Origin of the sequence: Brachybacterium tyrofermentans, assembly GCF_039526165.1 — a bacterium.
Classification (GTDB): domain Bacteria; phylum Actinomycetota; class Actinomycetes; order Actinomycetales; family Dermabacteraceae; genus Brachybacterium; species Brachybacterium tyrofermentans.
This window is the reverse complement of sequence record NZ_BAAAIR010000038.1, coordinates 199,575-215,533: the sequence shown is the minus strand read 5'-3', so window position 1 is coordinate 215,533 and position 15,959 is coordinate 199,575. Positions and strand designations below refer to the sequence as shown.

The 15,959-nt window shown below is 72.4% G+C and carries 11 protein-coding genes; 4 read left to right on the top strand and 7 right to left on the bottom strand.

Translation table 11 applies throughout. The features are described 5' to 3' along the window. The first annotated feature begins 110 nt into the window (after window positions 1–110). Window positions 111–1,061 (top strand): VOC family protein, encoded by a 951-nt coding sequence (locus tag ABD093_RS10570; RefSeq protein ID WP_343924340.1) that lies wholly within the window; start codon window positions 111–113, stop codon window positions 1,059–1,061. Between the two features lie 588 nt (window positions 1,062–1,649). Here ABD093_RS10570 and ABD093_RS10565 read toward each other — a convergent pair. Then, window positions 1,650–2,366: a DsbA family oxidoreductase gene (locus tag ABD093_RS10565; RefSeq protein ID WP_343924338.1), complete on the bottom strand. Its 717-nt coding sequence runs from the start codon at window positions 2,364–2,366 to the stop codon at window positions 1,650–1,652. Window positions 2,367–2,757: 391 nt separating this feature from the next. Here ABD093_RS10565 and ABD093_RS10560 point away from each other — a divergent pair, with 391 nt between their 5' ends. Then, on the top strand, window positions 2,758–6,222 hold the full coding sequence (locus ABD093_RS10560; protein ID WP_343924336.1) for an ABC transporter transmembrane domain-containing protein: 3,465 nt from the start codon (window positions 2,758–2,760) through the stop codon (window positions 6,220–6,222). Between the two features lie 268 nt (window positions 6,223–6,490). Then, the gene (locus tag ABD093_RS10555; protein WP_343924334.1) at window positions 6,491–7,915 is read left to right on the top strand and encodes a UDP-glucose dehydrogenase family protein; all 1,425 of its coding nucleotides are present in this window, start codon (window positions 6,491–6,493) and stop codon (window positions 7,913–7,915) included. A 16-nt stretch (window positions 7,916–7,931) separates the two neighbouring features. Here ABD093_RS10555 and ABD093_RS10550 read toward each other — a convergent pair whose 3' ends face one another. The 5 genes from ABD093_RS10550 to ABD093_RS10530 all read right to left on the bottom strand — a co-directional run bounded on the left by ABD093_RS10550 (window position 7,932) and on the right by ABD093_RS10530 (window position 13,972). After that, window positions 7,932–11,087 (bottom strand): YhgE/Pip family protein, encoded by a 3,156-nt coding sequence (locus ABD093_RS10550; RefSeq protein ID WP_343924456.1) that lies wholly within the window; start codon window positions 11,085–11,087, stop codon window positions 7,932–7,934. A gap of 80 nt (window positions 11,088–11,167) precedes the next feature. Beyond that, complete coding sequence (gluQRS, locus tag ABD093_RS10545; protein WP_343924332.1) at window positions 11,168–12,103, bottom strand: tRNA glutamyl-Q(34) synthetase GluQRS; 936 nt, start codon at window positions 12,101–12,103, stop codon at window positions 11,168–11,170. A gap of 31 nt (window positions 12,104–12,134) precedes the next feature. Then, window positions 12,135–12,344, bottom strand: coding sequence for a hypothetical protein (locus ABD093_RS10540; RefSeq protein WP_343924330.1), 210 nt, complete (start codon window positions 12,342–12,344; stop codon window positions 12,135–12,137). A gap of 145 nt (window positions 12,345–12,489) precedes the next feature. Continuing rightward, window positions 12,490–13,149, bottom strand: a complete 660-nt coding sequence (locus tag ABD093_RS10535; RefSeq protein WP_343924328.1) for a GNAT family N-acetyltransferase — start codon at window positions 13,147–13,149, stop codon at window positions 12,490–12,492. 34 nt (window positions 13,150–13,183) lie between these two features. After that, window positions 13,184–13,972: a hypothetical protein gene (locus tag ABD093_RS10530; RefSeq protein WP_343924326.1), complete on the bottom strand. Its 789-nt coding sequence runs from the start codon at window positions 13,970–13,972 to the stop codon at window positions 13,184–13,186. 260 nt (window positions 13,973–14,232) lie between these two features. Here ABD093_RS10530 and ABD093_RS10525 point away from each other — a divergent pair, with 260 nt between their 5' ends. Next, window positions 14,233–14,769 (top strand): peptidylprolyl isomerase, encoded by a 537-nt coding sequence (locus tag ABD093_RS10525; RefSeq protein ID WP_343924324.1) that lies wholly within the window; start codon window positions 14,233–14,235, stop codon window positions 14,767–14,769. A 217-nt stretch (window positions 14,770–14,986) separates the two neighbouring features. On the opposite strand, the gene ABD093_RS10520 is transcribed toward ABD093_RS10525, so the two are convergent. After that, window positions 14,987–15,799, bottom strand: coding sequence for a VIT1/CCC1 transporter family protein (locus tag ABD093_RS10520; RefSeq protein WP_343924322.1), 813 nt, complete (start codon window positions 15,797–15,799; stop codon window positions 14,987–14,989). Between the last annotated feature and the right edge of the window lie 160 nt (window positions 15,800–15,959).

The window sequence follows — 15,959 nt, the reverse complement described above, 5'->3', positions numbered from 1 at the left end:
AGGAGCGGAGGCTGACGGGCGAGCCATCGGGTGCCCGTCACATCATCATTGAAGTTTCATCTATTTGGGCGCATGATGGTCATGACACCATCGATCGGAAGGATCGCCCCATGAACTCCTCGCCCCTGACCATCCCCTCCACGACGACCGGCGCGGTCGACGGGCGGCACTTCTCCTCCGACCTCGCCATGGATGCCGTGACGCTGCGCGTCGGCGACCTCGAGCTCATGAGCTCCTACTACGAGAACGCCCTCGCCCTCACTCCGATCGAGGAGCAGGCCCGCGTGAACGGCGAGATCCATCGGGTCCTCGGCCGCGGCGCCGTCCCCTTCGTGCGCCTCGTCGCCACGCCCGGCCTGCCGGGCGTCGACCCCCGCCAGGCAGGCCTGTTCCATACCGCCTTCCTCTTCGAGGACCAGGCCGCGCTCGCCGGCACCGTGCTGCGGGCGGCCCAGGATCCGCGGTCCCGTTTCGCGGGCTCCAGCGACCACCTCGTCTCCGAGGCCTTCTACTTCGCCGATCCCGAGGGCAACGGCATCGAGCTGTACTGGGACCGCCCCCGCGACCAGTGGACCTGGACCGATGGCCAGGTCGCGATGGACACCTTGCACCTCGACCCCAGCGCCTACCTCCGCGAGCACCTGACCGACGAGGTCACCGCCGCGCCGAGCGTGCGCCCGGGCATCGTGGGCCACGTGCACCTGCAGGTCGGCGACGTCGACTCGGCCCGGGCTTTCTACGTCGACACCCTCGGCTTCGAGACCACCGTGGGCTCGCACCCCGGCGCGCTGTTCGCCGCAGCCGGCGGCTACCACCACCACGTCGCGATGAACACCTGGAACAGTCGCGGGGCCGGTCCCCGCGCCACCTCGCTCGGCCTGGCGGACGTCGCCATCACCGTCCCCGGCCGCGAGGACCTCGACGCCCTGACCGCTCGCCTTTCCGGCGCCAAGCTCTCCTTCGCGGACGACGGCCGCTCCGTGAACGTGCGGGACCCGTGGGGCACCCCCGTCACTGTCAGCCTGCCCGGGACCAGCACCGAGGAGCTCCTGGCCCGCTGAGCCGCCGACCCGCCCGTGTCGGGTGGGTCGAGCAGGCGCGGATTGGCCGGGGTGGGGGATGCCCGGGGAGGCCGCCGTTCGGTGGTGAGGGGGAGCAGTCGACGTATTCGTGGAGCGAGCGCCATAAACGGGTTCGTTGCACGAATAGGTCCCGTACTTCCGTGGGCCGCATGCTGCCGCATGCTGCCGCAGACTGCCGTGAGCCGTGAGCCGTGAGCCGTGAGCCGTGAGCCGTGAGCCGTGAGCCGTGAGCCGTGAGCCGTGAGCCGTGAGCTGTGAGCCGTGAGCCGTGAGCCGTGAGCCGTGAGCTGTGGGCTGTGGGCCTGTGCGGTCAGGGTCAGTCGCAGGTGCCGTCCGCAGCGCACGCGGCGCCGCCCTCGACCTCTACGCCGAGCAGTGAGGACAGCGAGAGCAGCGGAGTCGAGCCTTCTGAGGCGCTCGAAGTCCGACCGTCCGCTGCCGCTGCTGCTGCCGGTGTGACAGCCGTGCCGGCCGGGAGGGTCGTCGCCTCCGGCCCCGCCGTGCCGGCCCGACGATCCGTCGCGTCGGGTCGCTGGTCCGTCCCCTCGGGCCGCTGGCCCACGCCGGTCATGACTGCGCCGGCTCGGCCCGGGTCTCCTCGGCGATCTGCCGCAGCGCCTGGCGGAAGGCGTCCAGCGGCAGGGCTCCGGGTGCGGTGTACGTGTCGTTGAACAGGAAGAACGGGACGCCGCGGGCGCCCATCTGCACGGCCTCGCGCACATCCGCCTCGACCTCGGCATCGTGGGTCCCGCCGGCGAAGGCGGCCCGAGCGGCGTCCTCGGGCAGGCCGGCCTGGACCGCGCGCGCCACGACCGTCTCGACGTCGAAGGGGTTCGAGGCCCCAGTGAAGTAGCCGCGCTGCAGGTCCATGAAGTAGTCCGTCGCCGCGTCGACGCCGCTGGCCTCGCGGATCGCCTGCAGCACGCGATGCACGCCGCGGGTGTTGGCCATGGGTCGGCCGATCACGTACTCGCGGCCGAGCTCCTTGGCCATCTCCTGGATCTGCGCCTCCATCTCGCGCACCTTCTCCTCGGGCATGCCCTTGGCGGCGACCAGGTGGGCGATGTTGTCGCGCACGGTGTCGGCGGGGGAGGTGGGGTCCAGCTCGAAGGAGTGGGCGCGCACATGCACCTGGCCCTCGAGGCCTTCGGCGGCGATCGCGTCGTGCAGGCGGGACTCGCCGATGTAGCACCAGGGGCAGACGACGTCGGTCCACACGTCGACGGTGATCAGCGGCTCGGTGGCGCCCGTCGGGGTGCTCGGGCCGGTGGTGCTCTCGGTCATCGTGCCCTCCATGGTGGGGGTGGGTGCGCAGTGGTCCCGCGCCAATCCCTAGATGCTTGAAAACGGTACTACGAAGGCTGTGCTCCGGCGAGTGTCGAGATCACGTTTCGCGTCCGGCACAGCGCGGTCGACGCGATCAGCAGGCCGCGGTCTCTGGTCGGCGCGCTCTGAGAAGTTGACCTCCTCGGCCGACCATCGGACGCGGTCACCGGTCACACTGGGTGTGACCCGACGGACGGTGCCACACTGGACGGTGCCCGTCGCCGCACGGCGAGCCCGCCCCGATGATGACCAGGATGCTCATGTCCCCGCTGAACTCCCCTCTCGAACCCTCTGCGGGCGCCCCCGCGGCTACGGAGTCGGTCCTGCGAACCCTGGAGGTGCTGCGCTGATGAGCTCGCGCAAGAATCGGAATCAGAAGACGGGTCGCAAGAGCGCCGGCGGACCGACGAGCCCTGCCGCGCAGACGCCCGCCTCTCCGTCCATGTCGACCTCGGCGGAGGTTGACGAGCTGGACTTCGCGGACACCCCGGTCTCAGCAGTCGAGGCTGATGGCGCGGATCTCGCGAGCACCCCGGTCTCAGCTGTCGAGGCGGATGATGTCGACCTCGCCGAGACCACCCTGTCCGCTGTCGAGGCGGACGCCATGGACGCCCCGGTCGAGTCGGCGGATGGCGAGGCCAGCGCTCCTGTCCAGTCCCCGCGCTTCCCCTCGTGGGCGATGGAGACGGAACCTGATGCATGGTCCGCGTCGGACCCCTCGGACGAGACGGAGGTCCCGAGCGAGCCCCTGGCAGCCCCGATGGGCGGCGCCCCGGTGACGCCGGAGGCCGCGTGGTTGCAGGACGGCGCCGACGTCATCGACGCCCCGAACGCGACCGTCGCTGATGCTGATGCTGATGCTGATGCTGATGCTGATGCTGATGCTGATGCTGATGCCGGACCCGAGCTCGAGACTGAGGCCGAGACCGGCCAGGCGGACGAGCCCGAGGTCGAGTACCAGGTCGAGGGCGAGCAGTCCGGCAGCCCCGCGCCCGATCTCGAGCAGTCCGGCGCCCCTGGGCCCGACCTCGCCCCCGAACCCGAGTCGAGCGACGGGCCGGGTGCCCAGTCGGGACTGTTCGATCCGGAGGAGGGGAACCGCTGGACCGTCGTCGACGAATCCGCGGGCAGCGCCACGGACGAGCGCGACGAGCCGGGGGAGCAGGCGCCCCAGGGCGGCCCGTCCACAGAGGCGGACGCCGAGTACGACGACGAGGGCGCGACCAGCGATGCCCCGTTCGCGGCGGCCGGCAGCGCGTCCTCGGAGCTCCCGTCGGTCAACGACGAGGCGGCACCCGGATCCGTCCCGGGCACAGCGGATACGGCAGGCACGTCCCCGTCCCCGCACGGTGCGGACTCGGACGCCGCGGCCGACGCCAGCGTCGATCCGAACAGCTCGGCCGACGACACCCTGCCGGCCTTCCCCGTTCCGGTGACGATGTCCCCCAAGGCCAAGAAGTTCGGCTGGGCGCGGGAATCGCTCCTGACCGGTGAACCGGCACCGAGCGCGGACGGCGCCCCCGAATCGCGCTCGCCGAGAGCCGAGAAGGCCAAGAACCTGTGGCGCAGCGTGAGAGGGGCGACGGCCGGCAGGCCGGCGGTCGAGGGAACAGGCTCTGCCGACGTCGGGGAGCACGGCGGATCCACTGTGCTTGGAACCCCTGTCAGTCCGGCGTCCTCCGCGGTCTCCGGGACGTCCGCGAGCACCGCACCTCCGACCGGAACGCCGTCGCCGGCCGCTTCCTCATCGACCGCAGCTTCGGCGGCATCGACCGGCTACACGGGATCGACAGCGGCCACCACGGCTTCCGCGACGAACAGCACGGCCGGCACGCCGGGCACGGCCGCCGCGACCGGCACTCCAGGCACGACCGGCACTGCCGACGGGTTCTCCTCGGCGAGCACCCCCGAGGAGGACGGGCCCACCGGCCGGTTCCATCACGTCCTCCAGGTGCTCAGCCCGTACCTGCGCAGCCACCGCGCCGCTCTGCTCACCGGGGCGATCGCCCTGCTGCTGAGCGTGTGGCTGCTGGTCGCCCTGCCCTTCCCCCTGAAGTACGCGGTCGATGCCGCGGTCGCCTCCACCGGGGCCGATCTGCCGGCGCTGGCCGAGCTCACGGGTGATCCTGGACGCCGACTCACGGTCGGCGTGCTGCTCTTCGCCCTCCTGCTGATCCTGCAGGTCGCGACCCGGTTCACGGCAGTCGCCGCGCTCGGCCGGGTCGGGGTGCGGATCGCCACCAGTCTGCGTTCCCGGCTCCTGTCCCATCTGCACCGCCTGACACCGGGCGCCGAGGGGCGGCCCTCCTCGGGCGCGTCACCGGCCCGGCAGGGCGAGGCCGGCGAGGACGACGTCGTGCGGCCTCTGATCGAGGACGTCGCGACCCTGCGCGACCTGCTCTCGCACTCCGGTCCGCGGGCCGCCGCGAGCATCCTGACCCTGCTGACCCTGCTGGTGGTGACGGTCATCGTCGCGCCCCTGGGGGCGCTCGTGCTGCTCGTGACCGGGCTGCTGTACACGGCGGCGATCGGCCTGTCGATGCGCCGCAGCCGTTCCGCCGCGGCCAGCGCCCGCTCCGAGGCCCGCATGCTCGCCGACACCGCCGACGAGCTCGTCGCCGCCACGGGCACCGTGCAGACCTACGGCCTGGAGACCCGCTCCTCGCGCGGGCTGACCGAGGCGGGCCTCCGTGCCGGCCGAGCCCTGACCCGGTCCCGTCGCATCGACTCCCTGCAGAGTCTGCTCACACAGCTCGTGGCCGGGATCGGCGTGGTCGGGACCCTGCTCCTGTGCGGGTCGCGGGTCGCGGCCGACGCCATGACCCCCGGCGATCTCGTGCTGGTCCTCGTCGATGTGCTGATCCTGCTCGTCGTGCTGCGCGATCTGCTGGAGAACATCGGCTCCCTGCAGGGCGCCCCCGCCGCGGGAGATCGCATCGCCGACCTGCTCGACCGTGAGGCCGGGATCGCCGAGCCCCCGCGCACCCAGCCCGTGGACCGCGTGGGCGGCGAGATCGTCTTCTCCGCCGTGAACACGGCCCTCAGTACCTCCGACAGCACCGCCGTGAGCACCGCCGACAGCCCAGCCGCCGACGCAGCGGCGAGCACTGCGGGCGGGACCGGCGGTCACCTGTTCGACACGGTCTCCCTCGTGGTCCCCAGCGGCCAGCACGTGGCCCTCCTGGACCGGGAGGGTCGCGAATCCGCCGCCCTGATCGCGTACCTGCTGCGCTTCGACGAGCCCGACACCGGCCGCGTCCTGCTGGACCGCTACGACACCCGTGCCGTCTCCCTGGGCGATCTGCGTCGCCAGCTCGCCGTCGTCCAGCGCGAGCCGGTGCTGTTCACCGACACCGTGCGGGAGAACATCCGCATCGGCCGCCCCGATGCCACCGACGACGAGGTGCGCGAGGCCGCCCGCAAGGCCGGGATCGACGATGTGATCGCCCAGCTCAGCCGCGGCTTCGACACCGTGCTGGTGCGCCGCGGCGATGTCCTCACCGACGGTCAGCGACGCCGGGTCGCGATCGCTCGTGCCCTGCTGCGCGACGCCCCGATCGTGGTGCTGGATGCGGCCGACGCCGGGCTGTCGGGCGCCGAGCGACGCCCGGTCCTCGCCGCTCTGGCGGCTCTGACCGAGGGGCGCACGGCGATCGTGCGCAGCCGCGATCCCGAGACCGTGACCGCCATGGACCGCGTGCTGTGGTTCGAGGGTGGCGAGGTCCGCGAGGACGGCGGGCCGTCGGCCCTGGGGGCGGACCCCGACAGCCGCCTCGCGACCTGGCTGCGCGCCCAGGACGAGACCGTCAGCTGAACCGCGCTCGCGCCTGAGTCCTGCCTGCGACCTCGCGGATCTGTCGCCGGCACTCGTCGGCCCCGCTGCACGGTGCGCGCTGCCCGGCGCCCGGTGCCTGCGGGCGCTGCGGCGGCGACGATCTGTCGCAGGACCCTCGACTCCGCGCCACCGCGCGGCCACGTCCCTGACACCTGACGGGGCCACGCTGGATCCACTGTCCGGGCCCCGCGGGGTTCGTCGGCCGTACCGGAGATCCCCCGGGGCAGCGCGAGAAAGCGGGTCCGCGATGAAGATCTCCGTCATCGGTGTGGGGTACCTCGGCGCCGTCCACGCCGCCAGCATGGCCGAGCTCGGGCACGAGGTGATCGGCCTGGACGTCGACCTCCGGCGCCTCGAGAGGCTCTCCGCCGGCGAATCGCCCTTCCATGAACCAGGGTTCCCCGAGATCCTGCGTCGCGGTCTGGCCACCGGCCGGCTGCGCTTCACGGCCGACATCGACGAGCTGGCCGACGCCGATGTGCACTTCCTGGGTCTGGGCACCCCGCAGCGGGCCGACGGGTTCGGCGCGGACCTCACCGCCCTGGACGCCGCCGTCGGCTCCCTCGCCGCGGTGCTCCCGGCCCGCGCCGGGGTCAGCACCCTGGTGGTCGGGAAGTCGACCGTTCCCACCGGCACCGCCCGTCGCCTCGCAGGCCGTCTGGAGCAGATCGACGGCGTGCACCTGCTGTGGAACCCCGAGTTCCTGCGCGAGGGCTTCGCGGTGCGGGACACCCTCGAGCCCGACCGGATCGTCTACGGCGTGCGCGACCCCGAGGTCGCCGGCCCGGAGATCGCGATGCTCGACGCGGTCTACGCGCAGATCCTCGATGGGCCCGATAGGCCCGACAGGCCCGAGGGCGGAGTGCCGCGCCTGGTCATGGGCTACGAGGCCGCCGAGCTGGTGAAGGTCTCCGCGAACGCCTTCCTGGCCACCAAGATCTCGTTCATCAACGCGATGGCCGAGCTGTGCGAGGCGACCGGCGCCGACGTCACCGACATCTCCCGCGCGCTCGGCATGGACGACCGCATCGGGAACAAGTTCCTGCGCGCCGGCGTGGGCTTCGGCGGCGGCTGCCTGCCCAAGGACATCCGCGCCTTCATCGCCAGCGCCGAGGACCTCGGCGCCGGGCAGGCCCTGGGGTTCCTGCGCGAGGTCGACGCCATCAACCAGCGCCGACGGGTACGCGTGGTGGATCTGGCCCGCGAGATGCTCGGGACCCTGCGCGGCCGACGCATCACCGTGCTCGGCGCCGCCTTCAAGCCCGACAGCGACGACGTGCGCGACTCCCCGGCCCTCGAGGTCGTCTCGCGCCTGATGGCCGCCGGCGCGCACGTCACGGTGACTGATCCGGAGGCGCTCGAGAACGCCCGTCGCCGCGTCGAGGGGCTGGCCGCTGTGCAGGACACGGCCGAGGCGCTGCAGGACGCCGAGCTCGTGCTGCTGCTCACCGAGTGGCGCGAGTACCGCGACCTGGACCCGATCGCCGCCGCACAACTCGTCTCGACGCCGCGGATCATCGACGGCCGCACCGTGCTCACCCCGAGCGAGTGGCGTGCGGCTGGGTGGGAGTTCCAGGCGCTGGGCCGCCCCGACGCCCCGACCACGCTGCCCGCGGATGATCGGTCGGTCCCCGTTGCGGACGCCCTGATCGACGCCGCGGCGCAGGCATAGGGCCGAGGCCGCCGGCTCAGACGTCCTGAGCTGTCTCCGCCGGGAGCTCGGCGTCGTCGCCCTCGGCCTCGTCCTCCTGCAGTACACGACGCCGTTGGACGATCGCGCCGACCAGGCCCAGGACCACGCCGAACGCCAGCCAGCCGCTCAGCCACAGCAGGTCCCCGCGCGGATCGATCCAGCCGCCGCCGATCGCGGCGCGGAAGGCGTCCACGGCGTGTGTCATCGGCAGGTACGGGTGGATGGCCTGGAAGAACGGCGGCAGCGTGGCGACGGGATAGGTGCCCCCGGCGCCGGAGATCTGCAGGGCGATCAGCACCAGGGCCACGAACTTGCCGACCGGGCCGAACAGCGCCCCGAAGCCATGGTTCAGGGCCACGAACACCAGGCTCGTGAGGCCGGCCAGGCCGAACATCAGCGGCAGGTCCTGCACGGTGATCCCGACGCCCCAGTGCAGGGCGGTCACTGCGATCGCGGCCTGCACCAGGCCCAGCAGGAACGCGGGCACCAGCCCGCCGGCGAGCAGTCGGAGGGCGCCCACGCCGCGGGAGGCGGCCTCGGCGGAGAACGCCGGCATCATGAGGAAGATGGCCATGCCGCCCACCCACAGGCTGATCGCCAGGAACAGCGGGGCCAGGCCCTCGCCGAAGCGCGTCAGCTCGTGGTCTCGCTCGAAGCTCATCTGCACGGCATCCGAGGCGGTCCCGGCGAGCTCCTCGCTCTCCTCATCGGTGTAGGAGGGCACCTCGTCCTCGGCGTCGTCCAGCCCGTCGCGGAGCTCGACGGAGCCGTCCGCGAGCTGTCCTGCGCCGTCGTCCAGATCCACGGCGCCGTCCGCGAGGTCCCCGGCCCCGTCGTCGACCTTCCCGGCGCCCTCGGCGAGGGTCCCGGAGCCGTCCTCGAGGTCACCGGCCCCGGCGGCGAGCTGCTCGGCCCCGGACCGAGCATCTGAGGTGCCGCCGGCCAGCTGGTCCGCTCCGTCGGCGAGGGCGGCGGATCCGCTCGCCAGGTCGTCGGCGCCGGTGCGGGCGGTGCTCACGCCGTCGGTGTACCGGCCCACGCCGGAGGCCAGGTCCTGAGCCCCGGTGCTCGCGGTGTCGGTGGCCTCGGCGAGCTGCGTGGCGCCCGAGGCGACGTCCTGCGCGCCGGAGTTGAGCAGGTGCACGTCGTCGGCGCCCTGCTGGAGGGTCTCGTAGGCGTCGGGCAGGGCGACGGCCGCGGAGCGTGCCTGGTCCGTGAGGTCCGCGGCAAGATCGCTCGCGGAGGATCCCTCGGCGGGGTCCGGGACGGCCGCGCCGGCATCCTCGCGCAGCCCGCCCAGCGAGGTGCTCAGCGTGGAGGCGTCCTCGGCGAGCGTGCCGGTGGAGCCGGAGAGCCGGGCGGCGTCCTCGGCGAGGGTGCTGGTGGTCGTGGAGAGGTCATCGGTGTAGGTGACGATGCGGTCGGCCGCATCGGTCATCCCGGCGGCGGTGTCCGCGACGTCGGTCGTCTGCTGGGCGGCGGTCCCGGCGGCCTCGTCCGCGGTGCTCGCATCCGTCGCGGCCTGCGAGGCGTCGTCCCGGGCGCCCTGCGAGGACTCCGAGACGCCGGCGAGCTCGTCGCAGAAGGCGGCGTCGGCCCCGGATTCCTCGCAGCGGGCGGCGAGGTCGTCGACCGAGCCCGTGTAGGACTCGACGGAGCTCGAGGAGGTCGCGGCGCTGTCCGCCGCAGTCCCGGTGGAGGTCGCCGTGTCCTGCACGGAGGTGTCCAGGGCGGTGACGTCCTCCTGGATCGTGGCGGCGCCGTCCTGGAGGGTGCGGGCATCGCCGGCGCGGTCCGCGGTGTCCTCGCTGAGGGTCTGGGCGGCCCCCGCCACGTCGGTCGCGGTGCCGTCCAGGGAGCTCGCTGCATCAGAGAGGGTGCCAGCATCGGTCGCGGGCTGATCGAGCAGTCCGGACACGTCCGTGGCCGCGGCGGCGCTCTCGAGGTCGTCGATGGCCGTGACGAGGTCGTCGCTGGTCTGCTGCACGCTCTCGGGGGTCACCCCGATCTCGTCGGCCCGCTGCTGGGCGGCGGCGATGGTGTCGTCGAGCTGCTGGGTGCCGTCGGCCACCTGGCCCGCTCCGTCGGCGAGGTCGGAGGCCCCGGTGGCGAGCTGCTCCGTGCCCGTGGCGAGATCATCGGCTCCCGTGCGCAGCGGGCGCCCGTTCTCGTCGAGCTCGACCAGGCCGGAGCTGAGCTGCTGCGCCCCCGTGGTGAGGGTGGCGGTCCCGTCCTGCAGGTCGACGGCTCCGTCGGCGAGGTCGCCCAGGCCCACGACCAGGTCGAGGCTGCCGCCGTGGAGGGTGGTGGCGCCGTCGGCGAGCTCGCCCGCACCGCCGGCGAGCTCGGAGGTGCCGTTCTTGAGATCGCCGGTGCCGGTGACGAGGTCGTCGGTGCCGCCCTTGAGCTCGGAGGAGCCGTCGGCGAGGTCGCCGGCCCCGCCGGCCGCATCGGAGATGCCGTCGTGGATGGTCGTGAAGCCCACGTAGATGTTGTCGAGGTACTGCTCGAGCACGCTCGAGCGCAGGGAATCGGTCAGGGCGGTGCCCACCGACTTCGTGAAGTTGCCGCCCACGTAGTTGGCCGAATCGTTGGTGGTGACGGTCAGCAGGGCGGGCGCGGCCTTCTCGGCGTCGCCGCCCAGGGAGGAGACGTTCGCGGAGAAGTCCGCCGGGATCTCCACGGTGGCGCCGTAGGTGCCGTCCTCCAGGCCGCGGTGGGCCTCCTCCGGGGAGACCTCGACGAAGTGGAAGACGTTCTCCTTGTCCATGTCGAGCAGGGTGTCGGTGAACTCCTGGCCCACGTCGATCGTGGTCTCCTCGCCACCCGGAGGCGTCGTGGTCGCGCCCTCGTCCTCGTTGACCACAGCGGCGGTGACCTGGTTGAGGTTGTTGCTGGGGTCGAGGAAGGACCAGGTCATGTTGCCGGAGTAGATCAGCGGCACCAGGGCCAGGCCCACCACGAACAGTGCCGCGATCGGCTTCTTCCACTCCGACGGGAGCAGGGCCGTGGCACCGCGGCCGGTGGCGGCGATGCCGCGCCCGGTGGCGGAGAAGGCACGGCCGACGGCGCGTGCGGCGGAGCCGATGGCGGACGCGACGGCACGGACCGCCGTCGAGAGGGCGGTCAGGAGAGCTCGAAGAATTCCCATCACGGGAAGTACGATACAGAGGTGTATCGAGTTTGGATATCACCCAGAAGTAAGTGTGGTGGGGGAGACGTGGGGAGCGCTCAGGAGGGCAGCTCCACCACCCACGGCTCGTGCACGAGGGCTGACGGGTCCCAGCGTTCCAGGAAGTCCGCGGCGGTGCGACAGCCGGGCAGGCCCAGGGAATCACCGATCCGGCCGACGACATCCGCCGTGCTCTCGCCGCGCTCGAGGCGGTCGCGCAGGGTCACGGCCCCGTCGCGCTTGGCCAGGCGCGCCCCGTCGGTGTTCACCGCGAGCGGCACATGGGCGTACGTGGGTTCCTCCAGCCCCAGCAGCTGCGCCAGGTACGCCTGGCGGGGCGCCGAGCTGAGCAGGTCGTCGGCCCGCGTCACCTGGTCCACCCCGGCCGCCGCGTCGTCGACCACGACCGCCAGGTTGTAGGCGACCACGCCGTCGCCGCGGCGCAGCACCAGATCATCGACGGATCCGGTGACCGTTCCGGCCCAGAGGTCCTGGACCGTCCAGTCGCGCGTCCCGGCACGCAGGCGCAGCGCCGGTTCCCGCCGCAGCTCCCGCATCCGCGCCCGGCCGGCCTCGCGGGCGGCGGGCGAGAGCTCACGGCAGGTGCCCGGATAGGCCCCGGGCGGGGCGTGCGGAGCGCTCGGGGCGTCCTGGATCTCCCGCCGCGTGCAGTAGCACTCGAAGACCAGATCGCGCTCGACCAGGTGGGTGATCGCGGCGTCGTGCGCGGATCCGCGCTCGGACTGCCGCACCACCTCGCCGTCCCAGTCCAGGCCGAGGGCGGCGAGATCCTCGAGCTGTCGCGCCGCGGAGTCCTCCTGCACCCGGTCGAGGTCCTCGATGCGCAGATGGAAGGCCCGGCCGGTGCGTCGGGCGAGGGTCCACGCCAGGATCGCGGTGCGCAGGTTCCCCAGATGCAGATCGCCGCTGGGGGAGGGGGCGTAGCGCCCGGCCCCCGGTGTCGAGGAGGGGGTCGTTGCGGCCGGGGCATCCATGGCGCCCTAGTCTAGGGGTGCCGCGCCGTGTTCAGGGTGTGGCCGTGCCGTCCTCGGGGTCGCTCGGAAGCTCGATCCGTATCCGGCCCGTCTCGAGGAACGAGGCGTCGGGGCGGTCCTCCACGAGGCTCGTGTCCTCCTGCTCCGAGGCGATCTCGATCCCGGAGACCCTCTCGTTCGCGCCCGGGAAGTATTCCGGCAGCGAGGGCACGCCGCCGGGTCGAAGGGGATTCCTGCGCATCGTGACCACTCTTCCGTCGTCCGTCGTCCGCTGCTGGCCGCCGGGCGCCGCAGCCTGCCGGTCGCTGCAACCTTCTGGTCGCTGCTGGCCGTCGGGCGCTGCCGCCTGCGGGTGATCGCGACGCCGGCCTCTGCGAGCCTGTGGCTCAGAGGGTACGCGGCGGGGTCCGACCGGGAGGGCGGATCAGCAGGATGTCCCCCTCCCGGCCGCCGGGTGCAGCCCGACCCGGCGGGGCCGGGGCGAAACCGAGCCGTGCGGCGAGGGAGCGCGAGGGGCGGTTCGCCTCGGCGGTCACGGCGATCACCTCGTGGTCGGCGCCACCGAGACGGGGATCGGTGAGCACGGCGGCCATCGCCTCGGTGGCGATGCCGTGCCCGGTCGCCGCAGGGGTCAGCCGCCAGTAGGCGCTGAGGGACTGCTCGCCCTCGTGCTCGAGGTGCGTCAGGCCGACGACGCCCAGCAGGCCGGAGGGAATCGCCGCACCGCCCGTCTGCTGTATTGGTGCTGGTGCTGGTGCTGGTGCTGGTGCTGGTGCCTGTGCTCGCGCCCGCACCGTGAGGTAGCCGGTGCCGTGCTGCTGCCACGCCTGGATCCACCGGTCCAGCACCCAGCGCATCTGCTCACGGTCGGTGAGCGGCTCGGTGAGGTCGTCGGCGAAGGCGCGGGGATCGGCGTGCAGCGCGAGCAGCTCCTCGAGATCGTCCTCGCCCACGGGGGTCAGCCGCAGGCGCCGTGTCGTGAGGATCCCGCGCATGACGACGGCGCGACGACCGCCGTCGAAGGACGGGGTCGCCGCGCCGGGCACGGAATGCTCCGCGGTCAGGGTGCTGAGCCGGGACTCAGACGTCGCTGCGGTGGTTGCCGCGCTTCTCGTCGTCCGAGGCGCCGTTGCTCTGGTCGAGGTCGGAGTCGACCTTGACCTCCTTGGGGGTCGTGTCCGAGGAACGGTCGTCGCCCTTGAGCGCCTGCGCCACGTCGCCGGCGTCGGCCGAACCGACGGTGTCCGAGACGGTCGAGGAGTCGTCCTCGCTCGAGGCGGAGGCCGGGTAGTGCGCGCGGGCGAAGTCCGCGGGCGGAGCCCACGGGTCCTCGACCGGACGCGTCTTCTGCCAGGCGATGTAGCCTGCAGCGGCACCGGCGGCGGCCAGCCCGAGGACGAGCAGCACCTTGCCGGCGCGGTTCTTCTTTACAGCCGGGGTCGGGGCGAGCGCGGCCGACTTGATGTCGCCCTGGCCCTTCTCGAGCTCGCTGCGGGCCGCGTCGACGGCGGCCTTCAGCACGGAGCCGGTGGTCTCGGCGGTCTTGCGGGCGCGCGGGATGTAGTCGTCCTGCACGTCCTGCTTGAACTTGTCGGCACGCGGGCCGAGGTTCGAGGACAGCTCGGAGAACTTCTCGCCCTGCTGGCGGAAGCGCTCCTCGACGCCCGGGCCGTACTGGTCCACGAGGCCGGTGGCGCGCGAGCGGGCCTCGCGAGCGCCCTCGGACACGACCGGGCCGACGGTCGCGGCGAGCTTCTGGAGCTCCTCCACGGCCTTCTCGGCCCTCTGTGCGGTCGAGCCTGCGGCGGCCGCGGTCTTCTCGGCCTGCTTCTTGGCCTTCTTGGACTCACGCTTGGTGGTCAGCGCCATGAGGTTCCCCTTTCGGTCGAATCCGCCGGGTCGGGCCGACGGTGGTCCCTGGGCCATGGCGTCCGAGCGGACGTCATGACCCGTGTGGCACAACTCTAACGCGAGCGAGTATGTGCGGTCCTCGGGCAAAGGTCAGGTTTGCGCCCTGCCGAGCGGTCGGGCCTGGGCACAGCGGGTGTCCGCTGAGGGCGGACGCGTCCGGGGCCGGCTTCGGGAGGGGCTCCCGGTGCCCGGTGCGGGGTCTGTGGGAAGATGAGCGCATGTTCGCAACTCTTCACACCACCAACGGGGACATCCGTCTCGAGCTGTTCCCCGATCATGCCCCCAAGACCGTCGACAACTTCGTGGGCCTCGCCGAGGGCACCCGCGAGTTCACCGACGCCGAGTCCGGCGAGAAGGTGACCCGCCCCTTCTACGACGGCGTCGTCTTCCACCGCATCATCTCCGGCTTCATGCTGCAGGGCGGCGACCCGCTGGGCACCGGCACCGGCGGCCCCGGCTACACCTTCGATGACGAGATCTCGGAGAAGAACTTCAACGAGCCCTACGTGCTGGCCATGGCCAACGCCGGCAAGCGTCGCAACGCGATCACCGGTCAGCCCTCCGGCACCAACGGTTCGCAATTCTTCATCACCGTGGGCCCCACCCCGCACCTGCAGGGCAAGCACACCGTATTCGGCGTCGTGGCCGACGAGGACTCCAAGAAGGTCGTGGACGCGATCGAGGGCGTCAAGACCGACATGCGCGACCGTCCCCTCGAGGACGTCGTCATCAACTCGGTGACCATCGAGAAGTGATCCCGCCCGGGATCCCCCGCTGAGCGCAGGCTCGGCGCGGGCCCGTGACGACGAGAAGGCCCGACCCCGCTGAGGGTCGGGCCTTCTTGCTGTCGTGCTTCCCGAGTGGCTCGTCTGACTCGTGGGTCTCGTGCTGTTGTCGCGGCTCTGGCGTTCCGGGCCGATGGGTCGGGCCGATGAACCGGAGTGATGGTCCGGCCGATGGATGGGCCGACGATCAGCCGATGGCCACGCCCAGCGCTGCGCCGATCCCGTAGGTGACCAGCAGGGCGAGCAGGCCGCCGGCGATCGTGCGGAGCGTGGCCCGGCCGGCCTGCGCCTGACCGAGGCGGGCGCTGACCGCACCCAGCAGGCCGAGGGCGATCACCACGGCGGCCATCGTGATCGGCAGCCGCCAGACGGCGGGGGAGGCGAGGATCGCCAGCAGCGGGATCACGCCGCCGATCGCGAAGGAGACCAGCGAGGTGATCGCGGCGCCCCAGGGGGAGACCACGGCGTCGTCCTCCACGCCGTGCCGGAACCGGGTGTGGGCGCCGAGGGCGTCGTGCCGCTCGAGGGAGTCGGCGACCGACTCCACGACATCGTCCGGGATGCCGGTCTCGGTCAGGGCCTCGACGAGGTGATCGTGCTCGCGCAGCGGCTGCGCGGCGAGATCGGTGCGGGTGCGGGCGATCAGGGCGCGGTCGGTGTCGCGCTGGGTGGAGACGGAGACGTACTCGCCCATCGCCATGGACAGGGCGCCGGCGACCAGGGCGGCGAGGCCGGAGATCAGCAGCCAGCGGATGTCCGTGGTGGCTCCGGCGACACCGACCGCGAGGCCGGCGACGGAGACGATGCCGTCGTTCGCACCGAGCACGCCGGCGCGCAGCCGGTTCACCTGCTCGGTGCGGGAGGTCCGCTGCAGCTCCTGGTCCGACGGGACCCGGGTCGCGGGTGCGGACGGCGCGGACGGCGCGGACGGCGCGGAGGGTGCGAAGGGTGCTGCGAGGTGCGGCCGAGCGGTGGGGGAGAGCGAGTCGACGAGAGCCATACCGGCACTCTAATTGTTTGGACTCAGTCCAGACAAGCAAGGTGAGGCTACGCTGACCTGCACGAACGTAAGGCGAGGCTTGCCGAAGAAGGCAACTCCGTCGGGCCGTAAATCGCCGGACGGGGCCCGCGGGTCTCCCCGCGGACCCCGTCGATCCGGT